This window comes from Mycolicibacterium aromaticivorans JS19b1 = JCM 16368 (genome assembly GCF_000559085.1).
GTDB classification, from domain to species: domain Bacteria; phylum Actinomycetota; class Actinomycetes; order Mycobacteriales; family Mycobacteriaceae; genus Mycobacterium; species Mycobacterium aromaticivorans.
The window spans coordinates 195,638-219,846 of record NZ_JALN02000002.1 but is presented as its reverse complement, the minus strand read 5'-3'; the positions used below and the strand labels follow the sequence as shown (position 1 = coordinate 219,846).

Genomic DNA, 24,209 nt, shown 5'->3' with positions numbered 1-24,209 from the left:
CTTCGCCGATGTTTGGTGGTTGCACAGATGACATCTTCGAAAGTCAAGTACGAGTGTTGTCCACTTGTGGCAGGGCGGGCAGCCCGCTTCGGCCGGGATCACCTGCGGCGTGTCGGCCTCGAGCACGGTTGGTCTATGTTATGACGCGTCGGCATCTGCAGAAAGCGCGCAATATTCTCGCTAATCCCGAAGTATCACTGACTATTCCACCGCCTAGTCTGCTCCGGTAGTTCGCTTCTATCTGGCGGGTTCGGCGGATGGAGGCGGGCAGTGCAACCGTCAAGCAGACTGGAGTGATCCGCCGATTTGACGCCGTCCCGGCGCCCCCTGAACCGGGGGAACTCGTCGACCGACAAGCCTCGCCCTGAAATTGTCATGGTGGGATTTCCCTTCTCCATGCATTTCAGGTGCTGCTGGGTTGTAGCCGCCAAAGCCAGGCTAATCCGCCAGGGTTATCGAGTTGACCGAATGCAGGTTTAGGCCGCCGGAGGAATTACATATTTGTAGTTTGTGACGGGTGTTACCAATGGGTCAAAAGTGATGTACTGTCCCTCTCGAATGTACGGCCCTACTGCGTACTACGTAGATACGTAACGCTGGAGGAGTCGACCGATCGCATCTGGAGCACACGCGTACGGGTGCGTACCGAGTTGTAGGGAGACAGCCGAGTGGGAACGACTACTCCTCGCGCCACCTGGTGTAGATCTGCCCTCATAGTGACGCTCAGTGTCGCGATGGCACTCAGTGTTCCGGGACTGGCGCAGGCCGAGCCGGAACCTGCGCCGAACGGCTTGGCCGCGCTGATCGCCGAGGTCGCTGAAGCGAACCAGCAGCTTCAGGAGGTCGGCGCTCGCGTTCAGGCGCAACAGGAGAGCGTCAACAAGGCGATCGTCGAGGTGCAGGACGCACGGGACGCCGCCGCGGCCGGGCAGCAGCAGGTCGACGCCAGCGAGCAGGCAGTCAAGGACGCCAACGCCGCGATCGCCGCGGCGCAGAACCGCTTCGACACCTTCGCGGTCGCCACGTACATGAACGGGCCCTCCGCCTCGCTGCTGGTCGCCCGCACACCCGAGGACGTCATGTCGACCGCTGCGGCCGGCCAGATGCTGGCTTTGAGCTCCCAGCAGGTGATGGTAGGCCTGCAGCAGGCCCGCACCGAGGTGGTCAACAAGGATGCGGGGGCCCGAGTCGCCAAGCAGAAGGCCGACCAGGCGGTCCAGCAGGCTCAGGCCAGTCAGGACGCCGCAGTTGCTGCGCTCACTGAAGCGCAGAAGAACTTCCGCGAGCAGCAGGCGGAGATCGATCGGCTCGCCGCCGAGCGCAAGGCCGCGCAGCAGAAACTCGACGCCGCGCGGGTCTGGTCTGCCCCGGTACCGGCTGCGGCCGGCGCCCCCGGCCCGACCCGACCGGCTGCGGCGCCCGCCGACCCGTCGAGCGGTGACCGTTGGGATCCGGCCGCGGCCGCATCGGGTCGGGCCGCCGCCAACGGCAAGGTGCCCTACGGCGACCCCTCGGAGTGGGATCTGACCTTGCCGACGATCCCGAGCGCGTTCCTATCCGGCGACCCGGTCCAGATCATCAACGCCGTGCTGCAGATCGCGATGAACTCGATGCAGGTCACCCAGCAGCTCGGCAAGCAGTTCCTGACCCGGATGGGCATCCTCAAGCCCACCGACACCGGCATCAATAACGGCACCATCCCGATGGTGTACGGCAACCAGGCCATCGAGTACGTGATCAAACGCGCTCAGTCCCAGATCGGCGTGCCGTACTCGTGGGGCGGCGGCAATGCCAACGGCCCCAGCCGCGGTATCGATGACGGCGCCAATACGGTGGGCTTTGACTGCTCAGGTCTGGTGCTATACGCCTTCGCCGGGGCTGGCATCAAGCTGCCGCACTACTCGGGGTCGCAGTACACCGCCGGCCGTCAGGTCCCGTCCTCACAGATGCGTCGTGGCGACGTGATCTTCTACGGACCCAACGGCAGCCAGCACGAAGCGCTTTACCTCGGCGGTGGGCAGATGCTCGAAGCGCCCTACACCGGCTCGGATGTGCATATCTCCCCGGTCCGCACCAGCGGGATGACGCCCTACGTCGCCAGATTCATCGAGTACTGAACCGGAGATGTGATGCAGATAGTTCGCCGCGGCCGCCCACATGTCGGCGGGTTGAGCGGGGGACTGTTTGAAGTGCTTGCGCTCCTGATCGCCATGGCGGTGCCTGCCGCGGCCGAACCCGCCGAGTGACCATGGGACCTCACTTTGCCGAAAGTACTCAGCGCCCGAGCGCCCGGCGACCCTGTCGCCATCACGAATGCGTCGCTGCAACCCACCCGGCTTGCCACCCAGACCACCATGGAACTGGGCCGCTAGTTCCTGGCTGAGGGGTCTGACGGTGGCGGCGGGAAATGCGGTGAGACGGGAACGTCTGCGGTGGGCAGGTCGCCCGATGGCGCGTCGACGATCGCCGGGGGATTGCCCGGGTCGGGTTCAGCCACCGCCGACGGTGTCATGACCGCAGCGCGCGGCGACCACTCCAACCAGACATAGCCCGGCCGTCACCACCATGTGGATCCGCTGCCACCACCAGGAAACGAGGACCGCAGTTACCGCCTGCAATTTCATCCGGCCTCCAAAACATTTCTTGCAGCTACGGCGGCAGGCGGCTTTACATCCCCCTGAATTGTGCGGTTCGATACCGCCTGCACCGCAAGACCGCTATGCCACGACCGGAATGCGCTCAGTTCTCTGATCAATCGGTGGTCCGCCCGCCACGCAGCACATTCTGTCCGGAATGCTACTAAGTAGCTTAGTAGATAGTTCACTTCACCATCGGTGCACATGCCGCCGCGCATTCGGCGCATGTCGCGGCTCCGTTGCCCGGGAATGCACTGTCATACTATCTCCGTACGGAGATAGTAGATGGAGGTCGTCATGGGGGGTGTGCATTGCGCCAGCGCGCGGCTGAGTCAGCGAAATCTTGACATCCGCGGCCGTGGCGCCGATCACCGACAAGGCCATCCGGAGCGGATGCGAGGGGAAATCATTACCCGCCTGCAAGGTCCCCAGCGCGTTCCTGTCGTCGACCCGCGCATCGACGGACCCGCATCTGAGGAGTCGTGGCGATGACCACGGAAATCGGCACCACCGGCACTCCCGGGGCCGGCAGAATCCGTGCCTTGATCATCGACCACGATGGCTTCCTCGCCGGAATGGTCGCCGGCTACCTGAAGCAGCAGCACTTCGTTGTGGAGGTGGTCTCGGGGGAAAAAGATGCGCTCAACGCTGCGCGCGACAACGACCCCGATGTCGTCGTGCTTGATTTCGTACGGCCTCGAGCCGATGGACCTGAGATATGCCGCAAGCTTCGTAGCTTCTCGAATGCCCACGTGGTGATAGTGGCTGCCGGCGGTATCGCAGTCGGTGATGCCATCGGCTTATCGGTCGATGCCGACGACTACATCACCGAGCCGTTTAGCCCGCGGGAGTTGGTTGCCCGTATCCGTACGATTCTGCGGCGATCTCCACGCCAACGAGGGGAGAAGAGTTGTCAGCACCGGGACTGCCGGGGCCGTACTGAGCCGCCCCGGATATTCGGAGCGCTGAACATCGACATCGCAGCACGCCAAGCCGTTCTCGATAGTGAGCCAATCAACTTGACGCGCATTGAATTTGAGATGTTGGCGATGTTGTCTTCACGGCCGGGTGTCGTGTTCACACACCGCCAACTTCTGGAAGGCGTGTGGGGAGAATCCTGGAGCGGCTGCAACGACGTCGTTGGCGTCCATATCCGTCACCTGCGCCGCAAACTCGGCGAGGACCCCCGGCGGCCCCGCTATGTGACGACCGCCCGCGGCATCGGATACCGGTTAGGGTTCTCATCTTGACTGGACCCTCGTACCTCGTTCAGCGAGCGTCGGTAGGGCAGCGCACCATCGCCACATTTTGGCTCCAACGTCCGCGCACGCGGCGCGGTTCGGGAAACGGTTTGACGTAATAGCGGTCAAATGAGGAGGTGGCGGACGATTCGAAGCGCGGCGTTGACGTGGTCGGCGAGCGGGGGAAGGCCCTGGACACCATCGGCATGCCGGTTGTGCCGCTGTGCCATCTCGTTGTCCATGCGAAGTGGCTTGTGAGCAGCGCAGTTTCACTGCCCTCGACGACGGCCGAAAGACGCCACAGTCCTGCGCTAATCATGGCCGCCCCGATACTTGGTCGTGACTTGCCATCACCGTCCACTTCAGCGGTCTGCAGGTCGGCTCCGCAACAACTCGACGAATCTACTAAGTCACTTAGTACTTAGTACTTAGCACTTAGGTAGAAAGTCCCTTGGATACCTGGCGACCCGCTGGCAGTGTTGTCAGAACCGCAGGTGATCGGCAAGGCGATGCAAGGGGGGATTAGGTGAGAGTGTGGCAACCCACGGGTCAGCGTGCGCCGCGGAAAGGGTCGGGCGAGGAACGCCGGGCACTAGGCATGCACCGGGACGCGTCGACCGCGCGGGGGCACGAACGTTTGCGCACACACCGACACTTCAGATCCGGTATTCCTTCGCCGCCAATCTGTTGACCTCACACGTGTGGCGCCAGGACCATAACGGGTTCTCCCATCAGGACCCCGGCTTCATCGACCACCTGGTCAACAAGAAGGCGGCGGCTGGACCTGGCCCTATCAGGCCAGGCCCGACCGTCGGCAACGGGTCGCAGCACGGCTGCCGACACCCGATCCCAACCCAACCCAACCACCAAAGGAGTCACCAATGGATAGCCCCCGCGATCAATCGTTCGACGATCCGACCACTCAGGCCAGCGCCAGCGCCGACTACCGGGTGATAGCCAGCTACCGCGACTACACCGAGGCGCAACGCACCGTCGACTATCTCTCCGATGCGGAATTCCCCGTGGAGAATCTGCGCATCGTGGGCCACGGAGTGAGCACCGTGGAGGCCATCACGGGCCGTATGACCAACGGACGCGCGGCGCTGACTGGTGCGGCCAGCGGCGCGTGGTGGGGCTTGTTCATCGGGCTGCTGTTGGGGATGTTCGCCGCCGGAGCTGCGTGGTTGTCGGTCCTGGCCGCCGGTCTGCTGATCGGTGCGGTGTGGGGCGCGGTCTTTGGGTTCGTCGGGCATTGGGCCACCCACGGCCGCCACGACTTCACGTCGGTCTCCACCCTGGCAGCTGAGCGCTACGACATCGCGTGCACTCCGGCGTTGGCCGCGAACGCGGCGAATCTCCTTACCACTAGGCCCTAGCTGACGGTCAGCGAATATGTCATCGGGGCCGGGGGAATCATCACCTCGCATCTGGGCGACGAAATCTCTCCGTACGCCGCCCGCATCGCCGAGATGTCTACCGGACGACTGCGCTGGCGGCGACCGGGGGGAGCCCCAGTGACTGACCGGGAGGAACCACCCACGCCGGACCTACGGCTGCGGTGTTATGACGCGGTTGTCTTCGACATGGACGGCGTGGTCACCGACACCGCGACGGTGCACGCCGCAGCCTGGAAAACGCTCTTCGACGAGGTGCTTGACGAGCTGGCGGCGACACCGGTGCCCAGTTTCGACGTCGAGGCCGACTACCTGCGCTACGTCGATGGACGGCCCCGTGAAGACGGCGTGCGAACCTTCCTGGCGTCGCGCGGAATCACCCTTGCAGAGGGTTCGCCCGACGACCCCCCGCAACGTCTTACGGTGCAGGGTCTCGCCGCGCGCAAACAGCAGCTGTTCAACGAGCACCTGGCCCGCGACGGCGTCGCCGCCTTTCCCAGCACCGTCGCGTTGTTGCGACGGCTGCGGGCCGAAGCCATATCGACCGCGCTGGTCACCTCCAGCCGCAACAGCGTGGCGGTGCTGCAGGCCGCGGGTGTGATCGACCTGTTCGACGCGCGGGTCGACGGCAGCGACGCACTGCGGCTCTCGCTGCCCGGGAAGCCCGACCCCGCCACGTTCCTGGAGGCGGCGCGCCGGCTACGGGTCGACCCGACCCGAGCGGTGGTCGTCGAGGACGCCGAGGCAGGGGTGCGGGCCGGCACCGCCGGCGGCTTCGGACTGGTCGTGGGCGTCGACCGGGTCGGCAACCGCGCCGCCCTGCTCGCCGCCGGGGCGCACATCGTGGTGGAGGACCTGGCCGCGCTCGACGTGGACGTTCCGATCGCCGACCTTGGCGAACACTGGTGTGGCGGCGCGTCGTGCGCCGAAGGCCCCTGGCTGCTGACCTATCACGGCTTCGACCCGGCGCTGGAAGGCACCCGCGAGGCGCTGTGCACCCTGGGCAACGGCTACCGGGGCACCCGCGGGTCGGCACCGGGCAGCACCGCCGACAACGTCCACTACCCGGGCACCTACCTGGCCGGAGTCTTCAACCGGCTGCGCAGCAACCTGGGAGGACGGGTTGTCGAATACGAGCACCTCGTCAACTGCCCGGACTGGACCGCACTGACGGTCAGCCCGCCGGGTGAAGCGCCGTACCGGCACGGCTCAGCTCAGATGCTGAGTTCCTGGCAGCAACTCGACCTGCGCCGTGGCCTGCTCACCCGCGTGTTTCGCTACCGTGACACCGCGGGGCGCACCACCCGAGTGACCCATCGCTCCTTTGTGCACCTGATGCAGACGAACCTTGGGGTGCTCGAGACCACCGTCGAGGCCGAGGACTGGTCCGGCCGGATCATCGTTCGTTCGGGCATCGACGGGCGCATCGCAAACCGCAACGTCGCCGAGTACCGCCTGCTCGCCCATGAGCACCTGCTGCCAGTCGCCGCGCGGGAGATCGATCCCGAGTCAGTGCTCTTAGACGCGGTCACCAGCCAGTCAGGGGTGCACATCGCGATGGCGGCGCGCACCCGGGTGATGGACGCCGCCCAGAACAGCGACACCGACGCCAAGCGGCAGGTGATCGACCAACCGGGGTACATCGGTCACGAGCTTGTGCTGGCGGTACGGGCCGGGCAGCCGGTGACAGTGGAGAAGGTCGTCGCGGTCGCCACGTCGCGGGATCGCGCCGTGTCGACCGCGGCGTTGTCGGCCGCCGCGCGCGTCCGGCGGGCCCCGTCGGCCCAGGAACTGCTGAGCACCCATGAGGCGTCCTGGTCACAGACGTGGGACAGGTTCGGCATCGAACTGCGGGCCGGGCAGCGCCAGTCACTGGCGCTGAACCTCAACACATTCCACGTGCTGCAAGCGATTGCCGCGGCAGGCCTGGACCTGGACACCGGCGTTCCGGCGCGCGGCCTGCACGGTGAGGGATACCGCGGGCACGTGTTCTGGGACGAAATGTTCGTCTATCCCATGCTGACGATGCGCCGCCCAGAAATGACCCGGTCGCTGCTGTACTACCGTCACCGCCGCCTGGACGAAGCGCGCGCCGCCGCGCGGGCCGCCGGACTGGACGGGGCGATGTTTCCCTGGCAGAGCGGCAGCGACGGCCGCGAAGAAACGCCGAATGAGCTCTACAACCCGCGCACCGGCACCTGGATGCCCGATAACTCCCATCGGCAGCGCCACGTGGGACTCGCCGTCGCCTACAGCGTCTGGCAGTACTTCCAGGCCACCACCGACCTGGCTTTCCTCATTGACGCCGGGGCCGAGTTGATGGTGGAGGTGACCCGGCTCTTCGCCAGCATGGCCACCTGCGACGCTGCCGATGACCGTTTCGACATCACTGGGGTGATGGGACCTGATGAGTTCCACGACGGTCACCCCGACGCGCCCGGTCAAGGGCTGCGTAACAACGCCTACACGAATGTGATGGTGGCGTGGCTAATCACCCGGACGCTGGAGGCGCTGGATCAGATCGCCGGAAAGGACTGCGGCCCGATCTGGGACCGCCTGGCGCTGCGGTCCGGGGAACGCGACCATTGGGAGCGGATACGGCACCGGCTCAGGGTTCCGTTTCACGCCGACGGTGTGATCAGCCAGTTCGAGGGCTATGAACAGCTCGCCGAATTCGATTGGCAGGCATACCGATCGCGATACGGCGACCTCGGACGCCTGGATCTGATCCTGGCAGCCGAAGGCGACAGCCCTAACCGCTACCGGCTGTGCAAGCAGGCTGACGTACTGATGTTGCTCTACTTGTTGTCCGCCGAGGAGCTGCGCGCCGTGCTCGGCGAACTCGGCTACCCCTTCCCGGCGGAGGCCGTGTTGCGCACTGTCGAGTTCTACCTCGCCCGAACGACCCACGGCTCCACCTTGAGCCGACTCGTGCACAGCTGGGTGATGGCGCGCAGCAACCGCCCCCAGTCGTGGTCTCTGTTCACCCGCGCGTTGGACAGCGACCTCGCCGACATCCAGGGAGGTACGACCCGCGAAGGTGTCCACGTCGGTGCCATGGCCGGCACCGTCGATATGGTGTTGCGCTGCTACGCGGGACTGGAAACCCGCAACGGGATGCTTTGGCTGCACCCCGTCTTGCCGATTGAACTGCCCCGGGCAGGATTCACCATCGTCTACCACGGACAGCCGATCAGCGTCGAAGTCACCCGCGAACAGGTCACTTTGCGCCTGCACGACCACGTCGGCGAACCCACCACGGTCTGTGTTGAAGGCCAGGTGGTCACCCTTTCGCCGGGCGATGTCCATGTGGTGGCGCTTGCGGTGACGTCGCCGGGCGTTCACCCGTCCACCGGGTCCCACCGGCATCGCCCTGGGTCGGAAGTCTCTAACGCCGCGGGGGTCCGACGTGCGACTCCGTGAACCGCGAGCATCAGCCCGCCCTGAGCCGACCCCATCGGTGCCGTCTATGAACGAGCCAACGCGTACAGATTCAGACAGCATCGACTCGGTGGCCAGTACCGTCTCGTCGTGGGAAGTCCCGGTGAGTGAGCTGGATTTGATTGTGGACGTACTGAGTGCCAAGTTCCCCGGACACACCAGAGCCCATGTGCGCGACGTGGTGTATGAAACCCATCGCCGGCTTTACGCAGCGGCACGTGTCCGTGCGCACCTCATCCCGCTGACGCTCAACCTCGCCCGATCAGAACTGGACAGTCGTTCGCCCGGTCCTGTGTCGAGCCGGCCGTAAGGACGGGCCGCGATGGGCACGGCGATCCTGCTCGCCACGATCGGCATGGCCGTGGTGTTCGACATCACCAATGGTTTCCACGACTCGGCGAACTCCGTGGCCGCACTGGTGGCAACCCGCGCCGCGACACCCGTGCAGGCGCTTGCGGTCGCGGCGGCAGGCAACTTCGCCGGCCCACTGCTGATGGGAACCGCCGTCGCCGACACCGTGGGCGGTGTCGTCATCGTCGCCCCGCACGAAACCCTGCCGGCCGTCGGTGCCGCGCTCAGCGCCGCCGTCGGATGGAACCTGCCAGGCTGCCGAGCGGGTCGACTGGTTTGGACCACCGCCGCCGCTACCAATAGTGCGGTCACATCCGGCCCGTCGAGATGGAGACCGCTTACGACGCTCAACACCGAGTCCGGCTCGCCGGCTGAGCACTCACGCCAGTCTTCGGACTCACCGGGGCGGTTCATGACCACGTTAGGCTGTGATTATGGGAGAAACACCAGCATTGTTGGAGCGCAGGTCCAGAGCTCGCTCCCAAGATCCCGTCAGCGTTCCCAAGCCTGTCGACCACGAGCCGGATTTGGTGACAGTGGATACTACGTGGGGGGAACTGCAGCCACTGCAATGCGCGGCTGGTGTCGTCGCCGTCGGCGAGCTTGAGCTGATCGAACACGTCCGCGCCGGCGCCGCCCTCATCGACACCCGAGTGCCCGATTCAAGGAACAGTGTCACCATCCCCGGCGCTGTGAACATTGCGCACGACGAGATAACAGATCGCCGCACAGAACTCGATGAGTCGCGGGTGAGTGTCTTGTTCTGTAACGGCCCGCAGTGCCCACAGTCACCCGCCGCCATCCGCGCACTGTTGGAAATCGGTTATCCTGCCTGCTACCTCGTCTACTACCGTGGGGGGCTGCACGACTGGGTGACGCTGGCGATGCCGATCGAGGCAGTTGGATGACTGCGGTTAGGTGTCACTGCCCAACCGCGGAAGACGTTGTCCACCATGCTGGTTAAGGATCGGTACGCGTCAATCCGGTTCACCGAAAGAGCTCGCCGCATCCGTTTTCGGTCAGTGAAATCCGATCGACACTTCCTTCCTCCGACCGTACCCCTGCGGGGTATGTTGGAATGAAATGTTGTGCAGTACCTGGTGTTACTCCGAAGGCGCGCACTAAGCGCGATTTTCTGGGTGGCTGATGCAAACACGGTATTGGTGACGAAGGGCGGCTTGCGAGGTGGCGCATACCGATCAGCTTGCTTCCGGCTGGAATTCCTCACCTGTGCATGCCTTGCGGGCGATACCCGGCGCCTGTTCGCTGGCCGATCTTGACACTGCCGGCACTCCCGGATTCGTCGGAAGCAAATCCGACGCCCTGCGTCTCCTGCAAGCGAGGGGCAAGCACCTGCACACCTTGCAGGAGAAGCTGTACGCCAACGCGGTGTCGGGGAATGGTCGTTCGGTTCTCCTGGTCTTGCAGGGCATGGACGCTGCTGGAAAGGGGGGCATCATTCGACATGTACTCGGCATGGTCAACCCCGAAGGCATCGACCATGCCCCCTTCGGCGTGCCCTCCAGCGAGGAACGCCTGCACCACTTCCTCTGGCGTGTCCACAAGGCATTGCCGCGGCTCGGCCACATCGGGGTATTCGACCGCTCGCACTACGAGGACGTCCTTGTTGCTCGAGTCCGCAAACTTGTCCCCGAGGCGGTCTGGCAGGGCCGCTACCACGAGATCAACGAATTCGAACGCCAACTGGCCGGTCAGGGCATGGTCATCGTGAAAGTCGCGATGTTCATTTCCCTGCAGGAGCAAAAGCAAAGGCTTCTGCAGCGACTACGAGACCCGCACAAAAACTGGAAGTACAGCCCCCGCGACGTCGACGACCGGTTGCAGTGGCCACATTACCGGGATGCTTACCAGGCGCTGCTGGACAGAACATCAACTGAGGTCGCCCCTTGGTACGTCATCCCCTGCGATCACAAATGGTATAGCCGCATCGCCGTCGCCGAGTTGCTGATCGCGGCGCTCGAAACGATGGATCTGACCTGGCCGCCGGCGCAATATGACCTCCAGAAGGAGATCACCCGATTGCAGCGCAGTTGAGATCAGCCTCGGCGTGGCTGGTCCAACCTTCAATGGACGACGCCGCGACGGCAATTACGATGGCCGCCAAACCGATCCGCGCAGTCGGACCATAGAGAAACTGGCGCTGAGCGCCCAGACGGCTTCCGGGCGGCGCAACTTCGCCGACCCCAGCCGCGACTACGACGCCGATCTCGAGAAGAGTCTGATCACCGACGGTAGCAGCGTCTCCCCAGCTCTGAGTGAGGTTCCACTGCTGCAGTGTCGGTGACCCGCTGCCATGATGGCAACCTCGACCAGCCCCGGAACGCAACGAACACGGCGATCACGATGGCCAGCAGTACGGTGTCCGGACATGCGATTGCGGTCAAGTGGAACCAGCAACCGGTTTGTCGGCAGCCCCAAACAGCACGCTCTCAGCTGTACGTCGGCACCTTTCTTGAATCAACTGCATAGCTGTTCCCGCTGGGGTCGGACGTTCGGATTGCTTTCTAGCGGCGATGTTTTCGTGGGGGGCGCCCGGTCCACAGCAGGTAGGCGCCCAGTGCGCCGACAGCACCCTGGCCAGCTCGCAGCAGCGGGTTGCTACAGGTTTGTCGGCGGTCCGAGCGCGCCGCCGCCAGCTCGCCGATCGTCCGGACGGCGGCCGCGGTCACGATGGCGACGACCAGACGTTGTCCCGTCGCTTCGAGCCGGTCCACCACAGGGTCCAGTTCGGCTGCCTTCAGATGGAGCTCGGGGCCCCCGCTATCGAGCACGCTTTGCAGGCGCCGAAGTTGGTCGGGCAGTTCCTCGACAGCGTCGAGCGCGTCAGCGCCTGCCTGCGTGAGCCGATGGGCCACCGCCGCGGGTGTATAGCGTTGTGAAATGAGCCGCTTGGCGTAAGGGGTGATGACCTGCGCGAGCCGGAACTGCGGGTCCAGTTGCACACCTAGTCCCTCAGTCATCGCAAGCATCTTCACTAGCAGCGCCAATTGGCGCGGCAGCTGAAGGTGGTAGTGACGGATGACGGTAAGGGTGTCTTGGATCAGTGTGCCGACGGGGATCTCACCGAGCGCCTCTTTCTCGTAGGGTTCGATGATTGGGGTCAGGTCCGTGGTTAGCGCCGACAGGTCGATGGCGCCGCGAACTGAACTCACATCGGCCAGCGTGGAGGCGACCCGGCGCGGATTCTGTCGTGCGAGCGCGATGAGCAGGGTTCCGAGTTTCTCACGCAGTTGCTGATCAATTTCGCCGACCATGCCGAAATCGATCAGTCCGATCCGGCCATCCAGTTCGATGAAGAGGTTGCCCGGGTGCGGATCGGCATGGAAGAACCCGTCCTCGAAGATCATCTTCGCGACCGCACGTGCGGCGCGCACCGCCAGAGCTGGCCGGTCGATGCCGGCGGCATCTAGCGCCTGCAGGTCGCTGACCTTGATACCTCTGATCCGTTCGAGGGTCAGGACCCGTGAGGTGGTGGTGTCCCAGTAGATGCGCGGAATGTGGACGTTCTCGTCGCCGGCGAAGTTGGTGGCGAAGCGCTCCGCACTGCGGCCCTCGTGCAGATAGTCGAGTTCAGCACGCAGCGTGTTGGCGAACTCTTCGGCGATACCGATGACGTCGTAGTCGGCGGCAGCCTCCCAACGGTGGCTGGCCCGGGTCGCCATGTTCCGCAGTATTTCCAGGTCCTGCTCGACTTGTTCGACCACGTCTGGGCGGCGCACCTTGACGACGACTTCGGTGCCGTCGGCCAGAACGGCGGCGTGGGCCTGACCCAGCGAGGCACTGGCCAGCGGCTGGAGCCCGAACGAGGTGAAGATCGCCGAGGGCGGTGCTCCGAGTTCGCGTTCGACGATGTCGGTGATGACTGGACCGGGGACGGCGGGGGCGGCGTCCTGCAATCTGGCCAGTTCCCGCCGGTAGGGTTCGGGCAGCAGGTCTGCGCGGGTGGACAGAACCTGGCCTAGTTTGACGAATGTCGGGCCGAGTTGTTCGAGTGCCAGACGGAGGTGTTCGGGATTCGAATACGGCTCCTCCCGACGTTCGTGCCCCATCAGTCCATGGTGAAAAGGCAACCAGCGCTGCAGGCCTGCAGCGCCGACCAAAAAACCCAGTCCGTGTCGGGTCAGGGTCTCGGCAATCTGCCGATAGCGCTCGGCATGATTTCCCGGCATCGGTTCAGTCTTGCACCACCAAAGGTATATGGCGCCAATTGCATTACGTCAGTTTGATGACTTGAACTGGTCATCATGTTGCGTTCATTTCGGCGGCGGTCAAAACCGGCCGCACACTGGCGCTTTCGAATGCTCACCGACGTCGCTGACCCGTATCCAGCTGGCCTGCCCATACGTCGTTGAAGCTATGGGCCGCGATGATGCTGGGTGATCCGATCGCTACCGGGGGCCCGGTGCGGGATGAACGCGGGTGTGCGAGCGGCGTAGTTGTCCCACTCGACACCGAAGACCGCGGCGACCTCGGCTTCCTCCCGGCGTGCCAGACGCGCGTACACCCACAAGAGGATCGGGAACATGATCAGGGTGGGGATGGTCGGCCACTGCAACAGAAACCCGATCATCACGAGGACGAACCCGTCGTACTGGGGGTGCCGCACCCACGCGTACGGCCCGGTGGTGGCCAGCCGGCCGGTGCGTGCCGCCTCGTGCAGCGGCCGCCATGCCGCGGCGATCAACCAGAACCCGCCACCGATGGCGACATAGCTGGCCAGATGGAACGGACTCAGATGTGGATCCCAGCGCCAACCGATCAGGTCGTTCCACAGATGCCCGCCCGAGTGAGTACTGCGCAGCAGCGGAAACCGTGAACCCAGCCAGCTGCCCAGCAGATAGATCGTCAACGGTGTGCCGTACATCTCGGTGAACAGCGCCACCAGGAATGCGGTATAGCCACCCATCACCCGCCAGTCCCGCTTGCTGCGCGGGTGAAAGAAACTTGCCGCGAACACGACGAACAACGCCGTGTTCAGAATCACCAACGGCCACAAACCGTAGGCGGCGTCATCCATGGTCGCCTCCTCCCTCAGCAGCTGGTTTCCCGCTGCATGTGAGCTGACCCCGTGGACCGAACAACTGCCGCCCATCCAAAGCTACTATCTACGTAGCAGCATCGTAGAACAAATGGGCGACGCGAGCAGCGGCGCACGGATGCGATTCTTGCGGTCATTCCGGCAGCGACATCGTCGCTGTCAACTGTGAGTTCTGGTCGACGCTGGCGTCACCCACCGCCGGGACAGCCCCGGAGTAGCGATTGTCGATGGCATGTACTACGACCTCGAACGCATGCCCGTGCCCTGTCCACGCCGCCACGCCAGTCAGGCGTCATTTCGGCCCGTCGGACTGGTTTATCGGTTCGGGTCGTCCCCGAACTCACCGAGCACCCGGGCGCCGAGGATGACGCCAAGTCCTGGCAGGGAGCGGTAGATGTCGGCGTCCGGGCGTGTCTCAAAATGTGTCGCCAGTTCGCCCTCGAGGTCGCTGATCTGGCGGTTCAGGTCGGCGATGACGTGGACCGCCGCGTTGGTGGTGGCGCCGAACGCGGCGGTCACTGCAGCGGGTACGGCCAGGTGTTGGGTGCGTAGTGCGGCCTGAATGTCGCGGGCACGGGTGTCGATGTTGCGTTGGCGCCCAGCGCCTTTGAGTGGAGCGCTGATCTTCGACAGGCTCAGCCGTGCACCCTGCTCGGGGGTGGGGGGCGCGGCCCAAGATCGCCAACGCGCCACGACCGGTGAGCGAGTCGAAGGCTTCCAGCGCCGCTGGGTAGTACTCCCGCAGCGCGCTTCGCAAAATGTTCCCGTGTCGGATGCGTGCCCAGATCAGGCTCTGATGGGTGCGGGCCAACACCTTGATCGCCTCGGCATCGGGGGTGTCCCCGGCGATGAACCGGTGATTGTGCCGATCGGTACGAACCAGATCGGCCAGCACCTTGGCATCCCCGGCATCAGATTCGGCTCCCGAGACGTGGTGACGATCGCGGTAGCGGGCTGCGGCTATCGGATTGATCGCCCACACCTGAAAACCAGCCCCACTCAGTGCTGACACCCACAATCCGCGGTCGGTCTCGATGCCGATTGCCACCTGCTCGGATTCCTCAGCGTGCGCGGCGATCAGCTCGTGCAAGCCCCGGATTCCGGCTATGCCTTCGGGTGTCCCTCTGGACGGGCGCTATCGCCCGGGTCCGCTGCTCGATGTGGTCGTCGGATGTGCTGAAGATCAGCGCCAGGGTGGTAGGCGACCGCGGCGAACTGCGTGCGCTCAATCCCATCATGCCCAGTTCCTATACCGAGTCGGTCCGATCAGCCAACAGCAAACGCTTGGAGCGTTTTACGCGCCGCGCGTCCTACGCCTATCAACTCGACGCTTTCGCCGCAGCCGTGGTGCGCGGCGAAACAGTGAAAACGAGGCCGGAAGACGCGGTCGAGAACATGACCGCTATCGATGCGATGTATCGCGCTGCCGGTCTCTTACTCCGTGAGCCGAGCTGACCGCTCGGAACAGGTCGTCGGCGACGAAATTGGCCGCCGGACAGTTCGCAGCGATCCTGCATCCCGACCGCTTAGAGGTGTGTTCCGCACCTGCCTTACCGCCGCGTTGAGGCGGCGCTGAGCCTACGGTGGGCGCTGGAAGCGTCGGAGCCCGCCGGAAGCATCCCCCGGGTCTGGTCTCAGTGGTGGCACAGTAACCCGGCGATAAATGGGGTGGCGATGGTCAGCGCGATGGCGGTCACCAGGATCAGCCGTTCGCAACACTGATCGACGGGCCCGGCAGGGCTCACCAGCCGGGATGCCCGCGCCAAGACGGCGACATCGGCTGCGCCCAGGGCGCCGGCCGGTTGAGATGGACCGGCTACCAGAGTGACCATGCCGCACAACAATGGATGGGAGCCATGCCTGCGGACGGCGGCGTCGTCAGCACACATTTCTAGCAGCCTGGCGACAGCGCTGGCGCTGGCGCCGAACAGCGGCAGACGTGGTATGCCCCTCGCCAGCGAACGAAGGATCATCAGGATCTGGTGATGGTGGCCGGTCAGGTGGGCGCGTTCGTGGGTCAGCACGGCATCCAGCTGCGGCCTCTCGAGGCGTTGCAACGCGGCGGTGGTGACAATGATGGTCTGCGGCCGTCCCGCCACGCAGTAGGCGGCGGGTTGACTGGAGTCAACGATGACAACGTCGGGCTGGTCGGTAGATACGCCAACCACCCGGGCGGCCCGTGCGTGCTCGTGACTGTGGTGTCGAAGCCGCCGGATTCCGCTCCATACTCGCCGGATTGCGATGGCCGTCACCAGTACTCCGGCACAAGCAAGCACCGTCGTGGCGATCGAACCAACCTGGCGTGTCATGTCGACGCCGCCAGTAAAGCCCACCGCGTCCAGGCAGAACGTCAGCGGCGATTCGTCAGCCAGGTTGGCGATCACGTGGTCGATCATGAGGCCCAGCGCGGCGATCCACCCACTGAGCGCCCCGATGATCGTTGTCAGCCAGACGGTGACACCCAGCCGGGGGCTGCCGCCACTGCCGGTGATGCGGCCCAGAACCGGGGGGCCTAACCATGTCAGTGTTGCGGCGTAGAGCAGCATCCAGGCGGCGACGTTCATCGTCGCTTCCCGTCAATAATGATGCGGCGCAGTGCGTCCTGAACGCGCGTGGACTCTTCGGCGGTCATTTGCTCCAAGAAGTAGGTCAGTACCAGGTCGGTATCACCGCCGGAGTCGAAGGCTGCCCGCATCAACGTGGCTGAATGCTCCTCGCGGGTCATGACCGGCAGATAGTGATACGCCTTGCCGACCCGCTCTCGCGTAAGAATGCCTTTGCGGTGCAGGTTGTCCATCGTGGACAACACTGTGGTGTACGCGATTCGGCGGTCAAGCGTGAGATCGTCGAAGATGTCGCGCACCGTCGAGACCTCATTGCGGGTCCACAACCGGTCCATAATGACGGCCTCAAGCTCGCCAAAGCCCCGAACACGCACCGCACGCTCCTGCACGTCAGCCCAGACATCAACCGGAGGTTTTCCTCCGCGCGCCCTCAGCCATCAACTTAGCTGCACGCCCGCCTCTGCCAGAGTAGGCGTGCCGCCGACCGTGCAAATAGCAGGCCGGTACGCGCTTGGCACTTGTCACCGCAATCGCACGACCGGTCTGGACTGTGATGAGCACACCAGCGTCTGGGACTGCGCGTGCCAACGTTGCCGGCGAACGCGGACGTGAACTCGCGATGCGCTGATGTAGAGCCGCCGAGCGACCCCGCCCCAGCTGGTACTCGCCAGCCGCTTGCACATACTATTGCGATTAGTACTATTGCTCATAGTAGTTCGATCCGTGGTAACGCAAAGGAGAGGGACGCAGTTGGGCATCGCTGTTTTAGCCGGGGCCATATGAGTCCCAAGTCGCTGTACACGATCGAGTACCGTCGCGAGCGGCGCCGCCGGGTGCTGGGGTGGGCGCTGGTGGGTATCGGGGCGGTGATGGCGGTCGTGCACATGATTACCCACCTCGGGCGGTTGCGGATCATCGGTCTGCAGGACCTGCTGCTGGGCTACCCGATGGCCGCGCTCCTGATCTTAGTCGGTTTTTTTCTCGTGGGCCTTGCCGCCAAAACCTGAGCGGCCCAGACGATTCGGGTGGATCACGTTGCGCACGATGCGAGCACCGTGACCGCGAGCAGCACCGTAATCGACACCGCCGAAAGCAGGGAGGCGACCACGCCGAGGGCTGCCATCGCTGAGACAGTGTCACCAGGCGCTTGCGCAGCAAGACGCGCCAATCGCAATTCGGTGCATTCGCTGGTGATGCCCAACGCCGGCGCTGCTACGGGTGCCGGTCGCAGCGTCTGCAGTGCCCGCCGCAGCCCGCCCGCACCGTGCAGCCGTGCGGCGTGCGCATCAGCGTCTAGTTCCACCAGTGTCCGTACCAGCGCCGGTGACGCCCGCATCAGAGGCAGCCACCAGAAACCGGCAGCGGCCGCGTCAGCCGCGGCAACGAGCATGTGATGACGACGGGCCAGGTGCGCGCGCTCATGGGCCAGCACCCCCGCCAAGGCGTCGGCATCCAGCACTGCTCGCAGTCCGGTACTGGCCACCACCAGTGGCGGATGACCGGGCACACTGTAGGCGACCGGCTCGGCGACCGGCAGCCACAGCACCCCCTGATCGCGGCGTGCACCGCCAAGGATCCGCGCCAACCCGAGATGACGGTCGCGCAGGGCCCGGCGTGCGGCAGCCGAGCGCCGCAAGGCCCATCCCGCCCGCACGAAGGCGGTGAGTAGCATGGCCGCGCTGAGCGCACCGCCGATGCCATCCAGGCGGTCCGGTTGACCGTTGTGCAGCACCAGCCAGCAGCGGTGCATCACGTCACCGAGACCGGGTAGCGCGATCTGCACAACCGTCGCGCTCAGCAACGTCAGCCAGGCCAGCAGAAGGATGTGGGGGTGGATCCCGCGGCGCACCAGCACTCGCAGCAACGCCGGCGATACGCCCCCCAGCGCGAGTCCGGTCACTAGCCACACCCAGATGGCGCTCACTGTGCGCGTCTGCGTTGTCTGAGTCCACGCGAGAGCGCCTTGGACTCAGCGTCCGTCGCGTCGCGGGCGAAGTGCAGCAGCACTTCTGCCGGATCATCAGCGCCGGCGAGCAGATCCCGCACGGCGTCGGTAGCCGCCTCCGTGCGACTGCGTGCCGCGGCGTAAAAGTAGGCGCGTCCACAACGCTCGCGAGTCAGCCAGCCCTTGCGGTACAGGTTGTCCATTACTGTCATCACGGTCGTGTAGGCGGGATCGCGGCCCGGTTCGAGGCCGTCGATGACATCACGGACCCGCACCGGTTCGCCGGTGCGCCACACCACGTCCATTGCCAACGCCTCCAACTCGCCCAAACCAAGCAATGGTCGCCTAGCGGCTCGGCGAACCCGACCTGATTCTCGTTCGGCTGGTTTGCGGGCCATGCTCACCTTTCGCTTAGCTGCGACGACGTGATGAGTACGTCGTCTGCCTGATCGAGGTTCTCGGACACCGGGACGCCGGCGATGTGGTGCGCGGTGCACTCGCCGCGTGTGCGCTCGGCCGGGGGCCGTGACCCACTCTGGACCGACACGCAACCTCCGCGCGAGGCGAACTCGAGGCGCCGGGCATCGACCGATCTCGGACAGGGAATCACGGTGGTCCGGAGTCGCTGGTGACCAGAAGCGGGCAAGCCTGCGGCCCGGTGAGCCGCCGCCGCAGTGCCCAGCCCAGTGCTGCCAGTGAGATCGCCGCGATGAGCGGTTGCATCGGCGCCCAGACATTGAGTGCGCCCCCAACGCCCGCCAGGGCAATGACGACTTTGTTGCATACCGGGCACCCGACGGCTAGAAAGGATCCGACGTTGGCGACCACACCAGTTCTCGTTGCCGCCGGGGTGGCCTGGGGGCGTTGCACATAGGTGGCGATCAACATTCCGCTCATCGCCGCGGTGGCGATCCACACGGTGTAGCTCCACCACGGTACCGGTGTCATCCGTGTGTAAAGGGGTGTGGTCAGCAGTCCTGTCGGGACGCCCACGACCAGCGCCACGGCCACGGCCCCGATCACGGCGGCAAGCCACTGTTTCCACGACCAACGCGGCATGCTCACAGCGCTACCACCCTTCGGTCGACTTGTGCACTGCTACTAAAGCAGATAGTAGAACAACTGGCCGGGTTCTTGGCGCGGGCCGGTGGCGGGGTCAGGTAGCTGGCGGCCTCCGGTGGGGGTTAGGGCAGGGCGCTGCCGGCGAGCCATTGGTTCCAGGGCATGCTCCAGTCTCCGTTTTGCCACACCTGCAAAGGGTCACCGCCGGTATTGCGGACTTCGACGATGTCGCCGGGCTGCGAGAATGCGAAGAACCATTGGGCGTTGTCGGCGTTGAGGTTCAGACAGCCGTGAGAGACGTTGGTGTTGCCCTGGGCCCAGACGGTGGCGTCGAGTTGATGCAGATAGATGCCATCGGTGCTGATGCGGGTGGCGTACTTGATGGTTTCGCGGTAGCCCAGCCGGGAGTTGATCGGCAGCCCGTATGTCGAGGAGTCCATGATCACCGGGTTAGCCTTGTCCATCACAGTGTAAACGCCGGGTTGGGTCCAAAACGAGATGGTCTGCCCACCAACGGTTTCACTTCCTCCCATTCCCATCGAAGTGGGCATGGTGCGGACTAGAACACCGTTGTTGTAGACACTGACCTGCTTGGTCACGTCGTCGGCGATCGACACATGCGCGTCACCGATGGTGAAGCTGACTTGGGTGTCTTCTTGGCCGTAGAGCCCATTGCCGAGCGGCACGCCATAAATGTTGGCCGTCACGGTCACGGTGGTGCCGGGTTGGTAGTACTGCTGGGGTCGCCAGTGCGCGTTCTGGTCATCTAACCAGTACCAGGACCCTGGTACCGCGGGGCTGGTGGTGACCGAGAGCCGCCGTTGCGCAGCGGCACGGTCGGTGATCGGCTCGTCGAAGTGGGCGACCACCACGGTGCCGATGCCGTAGCGGGCGCCATCGTGCAGCGGCGCCCCGCCGGTGGTCGTCAAATACACCTTGGTCTGATTGCTCGGGATCAGCGTGGAAAACGTCGACACCCGCCTGGCCGGGGTGCCGTCGGTCCCGGCTGCGGTGATCGTCAGGGTGTAGCTGCGCCCGTAACCCAGGGGCACTGCCGGCTTCCACACCGTGTTGTCCGGCGTCATCACCCCGGCTACCCGGGTGCCCTGTTCGTTGACCATCGACACGTCGTTCAGGGTGCCAGCCGTCGCGGTCACCGAGATCGCCGCCAGCGGATCGACATCGCGGGCACCGGAGGCCGGGAAAATGCTCACCGCCGCGGGTGTGGGTGAGGCGACCTCGGCGGGCACCGGCGCTGGTGCGGTCGTGCCAGACGAACACCGGAGGGTACAGGCCAGCCGCACGCTGAGCACCGCACCCAAAACCCCCGTGATCACCAGCACCGCACTCAGCACCATCACCGCGGCTCGGCGATCCGACCTCACTACATACTCCTGTGTCGATTCGGCTCATGTCGCGGCCCCATCGCCGAGGAACCCCCTGTCATATGATCTCCGTACCAACATAGTAGATGGAGTGACACCGTGATGGGTGCCAGTACACGGATCGTCCTCTGAGCAGTGCATATGCTGCACAACACCACTGGCGCGCGCCACGCGGGAGTTTGCTTTCCGTGCTCGAAGCACCACGTTCGCGATACCCGGCCAGGGTACCCACACCACCGTTGGTCGCGGCGCAGCCTGCGCTCGCCCGCGCGACGGTCGGGGCGTGCCACCCAACCCGGCGGGGGCCGGCCCGACGCAGGCTTCGCGGTGCGCAGGCCAGAATGAGGGCGATACCAACGGACCGCGTGGCGGCGAAGACGAGGATGGCGTCGATGATCCAACGACCTGCGGTGAGCCGCTCGATGTGGCTGTCGTTTGTGGCCTTGGTGGTCGTTGTCGGCGCAACGGCAGCCTTGATGGTGGTGGCCAGCAGGCGCGATGTCGGTCCCGATCAGGTCGACTGCGCCCGCGCCAAGTGCGTCGCGTTGACCTTTGATGACGGCCCCACCCCGTTCACCGATCGGCTACTGCAGGTGCTGGCCGACGGCGACGCCAAGGCCACGTTCTTTTTGATCGGCAACAAAGTTGCGCGCGATCCAGGTAGCGCCAAACGTATCGCCGATGCCGGCATGGAGATCGGCAACCACACCTGGGAACACCCCAACATGACAACCATTCCCACGGAGGACATCGCTAGCCAGCTCAGCAAGGCCACTGATGCGATCACCGCCGCGACCGGCCGGGCACCAACCTTGTTCCGCCCGGCTGGCGGGCTTTCCGACGACGTCGTCGTCGCCGAAGCGGGCAGACAGGGGCTGTCCCAGATCCTGTGGGACGTCATTCCGTTCGACTGGATCAACGATTCCAACACCGCCGCCACCGTCTACATGCTCAAGACGCAGATAAGGCCCGGTTCAGTGGTGTTGCTGCATGACACGTACTCCAGCACCGTCGATCTCGTCTACCAATTCCTGCCCGTGCTGAGGGCCAATGGCTATCACCTGGTTACAGTCAGTCATTTACTTGGCTCACGTGCCCCAGGCAGCAGCTATGGCGGGCGGGAGAACGGCCTACCCGCCAACGACATCACCGACATCCCCGCCGTGCGGGTCCCGGTGCTGTCGGCCACCCCCTCACCTAAACCAGCACCGAACCTCCCGATCACAGATATCCCGAACCAAAACCCCGGCGGCCCACAATGATTGGGGGCCTCGATCCACTCTTAGCCCTCCGCTTCAACCTCCCGGCCTTTGGCCATGGCCAGTGCGAAAGCGATATTTGGTGACGCGACGATGCCGGCGCGCTGCTCGGTGATGTACATCAAGTCCTCCATGATAAGCGTGCGAACTCGGCGCACAACGGCGTCAATTCGGCTGGGCATTGCCCCTGAGATACCCATGACACAACCTGGTTGTGGCGTCGACGGCCCGCCCCGGAGTGCAATTCGGTTGCGCGACTGCGACTGCGACTACGAACGCACCAGGCGCGCGATCGCCTCGTTGGCTTCGGTGAGCTTGGCTTGCGCCTCGGCGCTATCGCCGGCCGCGGCGGCATTAACGACACAGTGGCCGATGTGATCAGCGAGCAGACCCAGCGCGACGGCTTGCAGCGCCTTCGTCATCGCCGACACTTGGGTGAGGATGTCGATACAGTACTGATCTTCTTCGACCATCCGCTGAAGGCCCCGCGCCTGCCCTTCGATGCGGCGCAAGCGGGTGAGATAGTCAGCCCTGGACCGGATATATCCATGCGCACTTCCGACGGGCTCAGCGCTCATTTCCCACTCTTTCGCCTTCAGGTGTTTGCCGCTCCATTTTCAAAAATACCCTGCTGCGTCAGCAATAATGTGTAGGCAGGGAACCTACTACTGTTCGGGCCTGACGGAAGATTTCACCGTTGCGGCTGCGCCAATCTGTGCCGGGATACCGTCGATGTGCGTGCTTTCGGGGTGGGAGCGTCCCGGCATCGCAGTCAGGGCCGTTGTGACTGCTTCCGCCGGCGGTGCCCTCAACGGGTACGAGTCGACGGTATCGAGGCGGCCTTAATGTCTCACTATTCGCGTGACACCCATGGCGGCTCTGCAGATGGGACCGCTGGCGAGTTGGCGGCTCGTCCGTTGCGCATGGTGGTCATTGCGCTGGCCTGGGGATCGTGCTTTGTGCTGATCATGTGGGGGATGCGCGATGCCCCACTGTTATGGTTCGCTGCGCTGCGGGCCTTGGCTGCCGGGGCGGCACTGTTGGCGGCCACCGTGCTCAGTAGGTCCGCCGGCCGGCGGTTTCCGCGTGGCGGCGGCGCGTGGGCGTTGATCACGGTCTTGGCGCTGACCAATGTCACGCTTACCTTCGGGGCGATGTTTGCCAGTGTCACCGGTGCCACGACTGGCGTCGCGGCCGTGCTGAGCAACTCGACGCCCCTGCTGGTGGTCCTGCCGGCGTGGTGGCTCTACGGTGAACGGCCCCGGGTCGCGGTGAGCGTCGGCGTTGCCATGGGGTTCGGTGGTCTGCTGCTCGTTGCGGCCCCATCAGGCGGCGGTCGTGGGGCCGCCCTGGCCTTGGTCGCCGCGCTCGGCGTCACCACCGGGGCGCTACTGGCACGTCGATTGTCGGGCGTGGACCTGCTCATGTTGGGCGCCGGACAATTCTTGCTCGGCGGCGCCGTCCTCGCGCTGATCGCCCTGCTGATCGACGGACCGCCGACCACCGTCACTTGGAGTGTGCGCTTCACGGTCATACTTGCCGTCTTGGCCCTCGCCGGGACCGCACTGCCCTACCTGCTGTGGTTCAGCGAACTACGACGTGCCACGTTGACCTCGGTTACCGCCTGGACTCTACTGGTACCGGTTATCAGCGTTGTCTTGGGCGCAACCGTGCTTCGCGAACGTCTTACTCTCCTCGACGGCCTCGGCGATGCGATCGTACTGGCAGCGCTGGCGGTGGTGGCCCACGCCAACCGCACAGGGCGCCAAACGATTCTGCCGCCGACCGGCGAATCACCCCATCCCGGGAATGGGGGCCAGTGACGGTCCGTCAGCTGCGAGCAGCTCGATCGGGCGTGCAGGTGGGTGACGC

23 protein-coding genes and 4 pseudogenes are annotated in these 24,209 nt (G+C 64.8%); 15 read left to right on the top strand and 12 right to left on the bottom strand.

What is annotated here, in order from left to right; translation table 11 throughout:
- The first annotated feature begins 734 nt into the window (after window positions 1-734).
- From ripA to Y900_RS31250, 7 genes and pseudogenes are all read left to right on the top strand, one after another.
- On the top strand, window positions 735-2,117 hold the full coding sequence (ripA, locus tag Y900_RS27315; protein WP_081845383.1) for an NlpC/P60 family peptidoglycan endopeptidase RipA: 1,383 nt from the start codon (window positions 735-737) through the stop codon (window positions 2,115-2,117).
- Between the two features lie 93 nt (window positions 2,118-2,210).
- Window positions 2,211-2,369 (top strand): annotated as a pseudogene (locus Y900_RS33230) (NlpC/P60 family peptidoglycan endopeptidase RipB); the annotation flags it as partial.
- A gap of 755 nt (window positions 2,370-3,124) precedes the next feature.
- Window positions 3,125-3,886 (top strand): response regulator transcription factor, encoded by a 762-nt coding sequence (locus tag Y900_RS27310; protein ID WP_036348962.1) that lies wholly within the window; start codon window positions 3,125-3,127, stop codon window positions 3,884-3,886.
- Window positions 3,887-4,561: 675 nt separating this feature from the next.
- Window positions 4,562-4,651: pseudogene (locus tag Y900_RS33795) on the top strand (hypothetical protein); the annotation flags it as partial.
- Between the two features lie 107 nt (window positions 4,652-4,758).
- A complete protein-coding gene (locus Y900_RS27305; protein ID WP_036348416.1) occupies window positions 4,759-5,253 on the top strand; it encodes a YflT domain-containing protein in 495 nt (164 codons plus the stop codon).
- Between the two features lie 138 nt (window positions 5,254-5,391).
- Window positions 5,392-8,694 carry a beta-phosphoglucomutase family hydrolase gene (locus Y900_RS27300; RefSeq protein WP_272945582.1) on the top strand — a complete coding sequence of 1,101 codons (3,303 nt, stop codon included), beginning with the start codon at window positions 5,392-5,394 and terminating at the stop codon, window positions 8,692-8,694.
- A gap of 46 nt (window positions 8,695-8,740) precedes the next feature.
- Entirely contained in the window at window positions 8,741-9,022 is a 282-nt protein-coding gene (locus tag Y900_RS31250) for a three-helix bundle dimerization domain-containing protein (RefSeq protein ID WP_081845381.1), read from the top strand.
- Here Y900_RS31250 and Y900_RS33225 read toward each other — a convergent pair.
- A complete protein-coding gene (locus tag Y900_RS33225; RefSeq protein WP_036348413.1) occupies window positions 8,917-9,246 on the bottom strand; it encodes a hypothetical protein in 330 nt (109 codons plus the stop codon). The genes Y900_RS31250 and Y900_RS33225 overlap by 106 nt on opposite strands.
- Here Y900_RS33225 and Y900_RS33220 point away from each other — a divergent pair.
- The 4 genes from Y900_RS33220 to Y900_RS27280 all read left to right on the top strand — a co-directional run bounded on the left by Y900_RS33220 (window position 9,131) and on the right by Y900_RS27280 (window position 11,368).
- Window positions 9,131-9,670, top strand: a complete 540-nt coding sequence (locus Y900_RS33220) for an inorganic phosphate transporter (protein ID WP_237752780.1) — start codon at window positions 9,131-9,133, stop codon at window positions 9,668-9,670. The genes Y900_RS33225 and Y900_RS33220 overlap by 116 nt on opposite strands.
- The gene (locus Y900_RS27290; protein ID WP_237752745.1) at window positions 9,594-9,971 is read left to right on the top strand and encodes a rhodanese-like domain-containing protein; all 378 of its coding nucleotides are present in this window, start codon (window positions 9,594-9,596) and stop codon (window positions 9,969-9,971) included. The genes Y900_RS33220 and Y900_RS27290 overlap by 77 nt, the downstream gene beginning before the upstream one ends.
- A 277-nt stretch (window positions 9,972-10,248) precedes the next feature.
- The gene (locus Y900_RS27285) at window positions 10,249-11,118 is read left to right on the top strand and encodes a PPK2 family polyphosphate kinase (RefSeq protein WP_036348410.1); all 870 of its coding nucleotides are present in this window, start codon (window positions 10,249-10,251) and stop codon (window positions 11,116-11,118) included.
- Window positions 11,119-11,131: 13 nt separating this feature from the next.
- Window positions 11,132-11,368 (top strand): hypothetical protein, encoded by a 237-nt coding sequence (locus tag Y900_RS27280; RefSeq protein ID WP_036348407.1) that lies wholly within the window; start codon window positions 11,132-11,134, stop codon window positions 11,366-11,368.
- 220 nt (window positions 11,369-11,588) lie between these two features.
- Here Y900_RS27280 and Y900_RS27275 read toward each other — a convergent pair whose 3' ends face one another.
- The 4 genes and pseudogenes from Y900_RS27275 to Y900_RS27265 all read right to left on the bottom strand — a co-directional run.
- Window positions 11,589-13,253 carry an ABC1 kinase family protein gene (locus tag Y900_RS27275; RefSeq protein WP_036348403.1) on the bottom strand — a complete coding sequence of 555 codons (1,665 nt, stop codon included), beginning with the start codon at window positions 13,251-13,253 and terminating at the stop codon, window positions 11,589-11,591.
- Between the two features lie 185 nt (window positions 13,254-13,438).
- Complete coding sequence (locus Y900_RS27270; protein ID WP_051660502.1) at window positions 13,439-14,101, bottom strand: methyltransferase family protein; 663 nt, start codon at window positions 14,099-14,101, stop codon at window positions 13,439-13,441.
- Window positions 14,102-14,255: 154 nt separating this feature from the next.
- Window positions 14,256-14,402: a hypothetical protein gene (locus tag Y900_RS32545; RefSeq protein WP_157838287.1), complete on the bottom strand. Its 147-nt coding sequence runs from the start codon at window positions 14,400-14,402 to the stop codon at window positions 14,256-14,258.
- Between the two features lie 38 nt (window positions 14,403-14,440).
- Window positions 14,441-15,251: pseudogene (locus Y900_RS27265) on the bottom strand (IS110 family transposase); the annotation flags it as partial.
- 2 nt (window positions 15,252-15,253) lie between these two features.
- Between Y900_RS27265 and Y900_RS27260 the strand changes: the two are divergent.
- Window positions 15,254-15,577 (top strand): annotated as a pseudogene (locus Y900_RS27260) (Gfo/Idh/MocA family protein); the annotation flags it as partial.
- A 179-nt stretch (window positions 15,578-15,756) separates the two neighbouring features.
- Here Y900_RS27260 and Y900_RS27255 read toward each other — a convergent pair.
- A complete protein-coding gene (locus Y900_RS27255; RefSeq protein ID WP_036348400.1) occupies window positions 15,757-16,686 on the bottom strand; it encodes a M56 family metallopeptidase in 930 nt (309 codons plus the stop codon).
- Window positions 16,683-17,060, bottom strand: coding sequence for a BlaI/MecI/CopY family transcriptional regulator (locus Y900_RS27250; protein WP_036348946.1), 378 nt, complete (start codon window positions 17,058-17,060; stop codon window positions 16,683-16,685). Before Y900_RS27250 ends, Y900_RS27255 begins: the two co-directional genes overlap by 4 nt.
- A gap of 405 nt (window positions 17,061-17,465) precedes the next feature.
- Here Y900_RS27250 and Y900_RS27245 point away from each other — a divergent pair, with 405 nt between their 5' ends.
- Window positions 17,466-17,693 carry a hypothetical protein gene (locus Y900_RS27245; protein ID WP_036348397.1) on the top strand — a complete coding sequence of 76 codons (228 nt, stop codon included), beginning with the start codon at window positions 17,466-17,468 and terminating at the stop codon, window positions 17,691-17,693.
- Between the two features lie 23 nt (window positions 17,694-17,716).
- Here the strand turns inward: Y900_RS27245 and Y900_RS27240 are convergent, their stop codons facing one another.
- The 4 genes from Y900_RS27240 to Y900_RS27225 all read right to left on the bottom strand — a co-directional run bounded on the left by Y900_RS27240 (window position 17,717) and on the right by Y900_RS27225 (window position 21,051).
- Window positions 17,717-18,586 carry a M56 family metallopeptidase gene (locus Y900_RS27240; protein WP_237752744.1) on the bottom strand — a complete coding sequence of 290 codons (870 nt, stop codon included), beginning with the start codon at window positions 18,584-18,586 and terminating at the stop codon, window positions 17,717-17,719.
- A 20-nt stretch (window positions 18,587-18,606) separates the two neighbouring features.
- Complete coding sequence (locus tag Y900_RS27235) at window positions 18,607-19,029, bottom strand: BlaI/MecI/CopY family transcriptional regulator (RefSeq protein ID WP_051660500.1); 423 nt, start codon at window positions 19,027-19,029, stop codon at window positions 18,607-18,609.
- Window positions 19,030-19,237: 208 nt separating this feature from the next.
- Window positions 19,238-19,690 carry a hypothetical protein gene (locus tag Y900_RS27230; RefSeq protein WP_051660558.1) on the bottom strand — a complete coding sequence of 151 codons (453 nt, stop codon included), beginning with the start codon at window positions 19,688-19,690 and terminating at the stop codon, window positions 19,238-19,240.
- Between the two features lie 125 nt (window positions 19,691-19,815).
- Window positions 19,816-21,051 carry a L,D-transpeptidase gene (locus tag Y900_RS27225; protein ID WP_036348941.1) on the bottom strand — a complete coding sequence of 412 codons (1,236 nt, stop codon included), beginning with the start codon at window positions 21,049-21,051 and terminating at the stop codon, window positions 19,816-19,818.
- A gap of 419 nt (window positions 21,052-21,470) precedes the next feature.
- On the opposite strand from Y900_RS27225, the gene Y900_RS27220 reads away from it, so the two are divergent.
- The gene (locus tag Y900_RS27220; protein ID WP_109751289.1) at window positions 21,471-22,340 is read left to right on the top strand and encodes a polysaccharide deacetylase family protein; all 870 of its coding nucleotides are present in this window, start codon (window positions 21,471-21,473) and stop codon (window positions 22,338-22,340) included.
- Between the two features lie 266 nt (window positions 22,341-22,606).
- Here the strand turns inward: Y900_RS27220 and Y900_RS27215 are convergent, their stop codons facing one another.
- Window positions 22,607-22,915, bottom strand: coding sequence for a metal-sensitive transcriptional regulator (locus Y900_RS27215; protein WP_036348388.1), 309 nt, complete (start codon window positions 22,913-22,915; stop codon window positions 22,607-22,609).
- A 267-nt stretch (window positions 22,916-23,182) separates the two neighbouring features.
- Here Y900_RS27215 and Y900_RS27210 point away from each other — a divergent pair, with 267 nt between their 5' ends.
- Window positions 23,183-24,160 (top strand): DMT family transporter, encoded by a 978-nt coding sequence (locus Y900_RS27210; protein ID WP_237752743.1) that lies wholly within the window; start codon window positions 23,183-23,185, stop codon window positions 24,158-24,160.
- Window positions 24,161-24,209: the final 49 nt, after the last annotated feature.

Bases quoted from the DNA above. Each gene is read 5' to 3' on its own strand.
- Y900_RS27245 (WP_036348397.1), top strand. From the start codon at position 17,466: ATGAGTCCCAAGTCGCTGTACACGATCGAGTACCGTCGCGAGCGGCGC.
- Y900_RS31250 (WP_081845381.1), top strand. From the start codon at position 8,741: ATGAACGAGCCAACGCGTACAGATTCAGACAGCATCGACTCGGTGGCC.
- Y900_RS27235 (WP_051660500.1), bottom strand. From the start codon at position 19,029: ATGGCCCGCAAACCAGCCGAACGAGAATCAGGTCGGGTTCGCCGAGCC.
- Y900_RS27270 (WP_051660502.1), bottom strand. From the start codon at position 14,101: ATGGATGACGCCGCCTACGGTTTGTGGCCGTTGGTGATTCTGAACACG.
- Y900_RS27225 (WP_036348941.1), bottom strand. From the start codon at position 21,051: ATGGTGCTGAGTGCGGTGCTGGTGATCACGGGGGTTTTGGGTGCGGTG.
- Y900_RS27220 (WP_109751289.1), top strand. From the start codon at position 21,471: ATGATCCAACGACCTGCGGTGAGCCGCTCGATGTGGCTGTCGTTTGTG.
- Y900_RS27215 (WP_036348388.1), bottom strand. From the start codon at position 22,915: ATGAGCGCTGAGCCCGTCGGAAGTGCGCATGGATATATCCGGTCCAGG.
- Y900_RS27310 (WP_036348962.1), top strand. From the start codon at position 3,125: ATGACCACGGAAATCGGCACCACCGGCACTCCCGGGGCCGGCAGAATC.
- Y900_RS27305 (WP_036348416.1), top strand. From the start codon at position 4,759: ATGGATAGCCCCCGCGATCAATCGTTCGACGATCCGACCACTCAGGCC.
- Y900_RS33225 (WP_036348413.1), bottom strand. From the start codon at position 9,246: ATGACGACACCGCCCACGGTGTCGGCGACGGCGGTTCCCATCAGCAGT.
- Y900_RS27275 (WP_036348403.1), bottom strand. From the start codon at position 13,253: ATGCCGGGAAATCATGCCGAGCGCTATCGGCAGATTGCCGAGACCCTG.
- Y900_RS27210 (WP_237752743.1), top strand. From the start codon at position 23,183: ATGTCTCACTATTCGCGTGACACCCATGGCGGCTCTGCAGATGGGACC.
- ripA (WP_081845383.1), top strand. From the start codon at position 735: ATGGCACTCAGTGTTCCGGGACTGGCGCAGGCCGAGCCGGAACCTGCG.
- Y900_RS27230 (WP_051660558.1), bottom strand. From the start codon at position 19,690: ATGCCGCGTTGGTCGTGGAAACAGTGGCTTGCCGCCGTGATCGGGGCC.
- Y900_RS27255 (WP_036348400.1), bottom strand. From the start codon at position 16,686: ATGAACGTCGCCGCCTGGATGCTGCTCTACGCCGCAACACTGACATGG.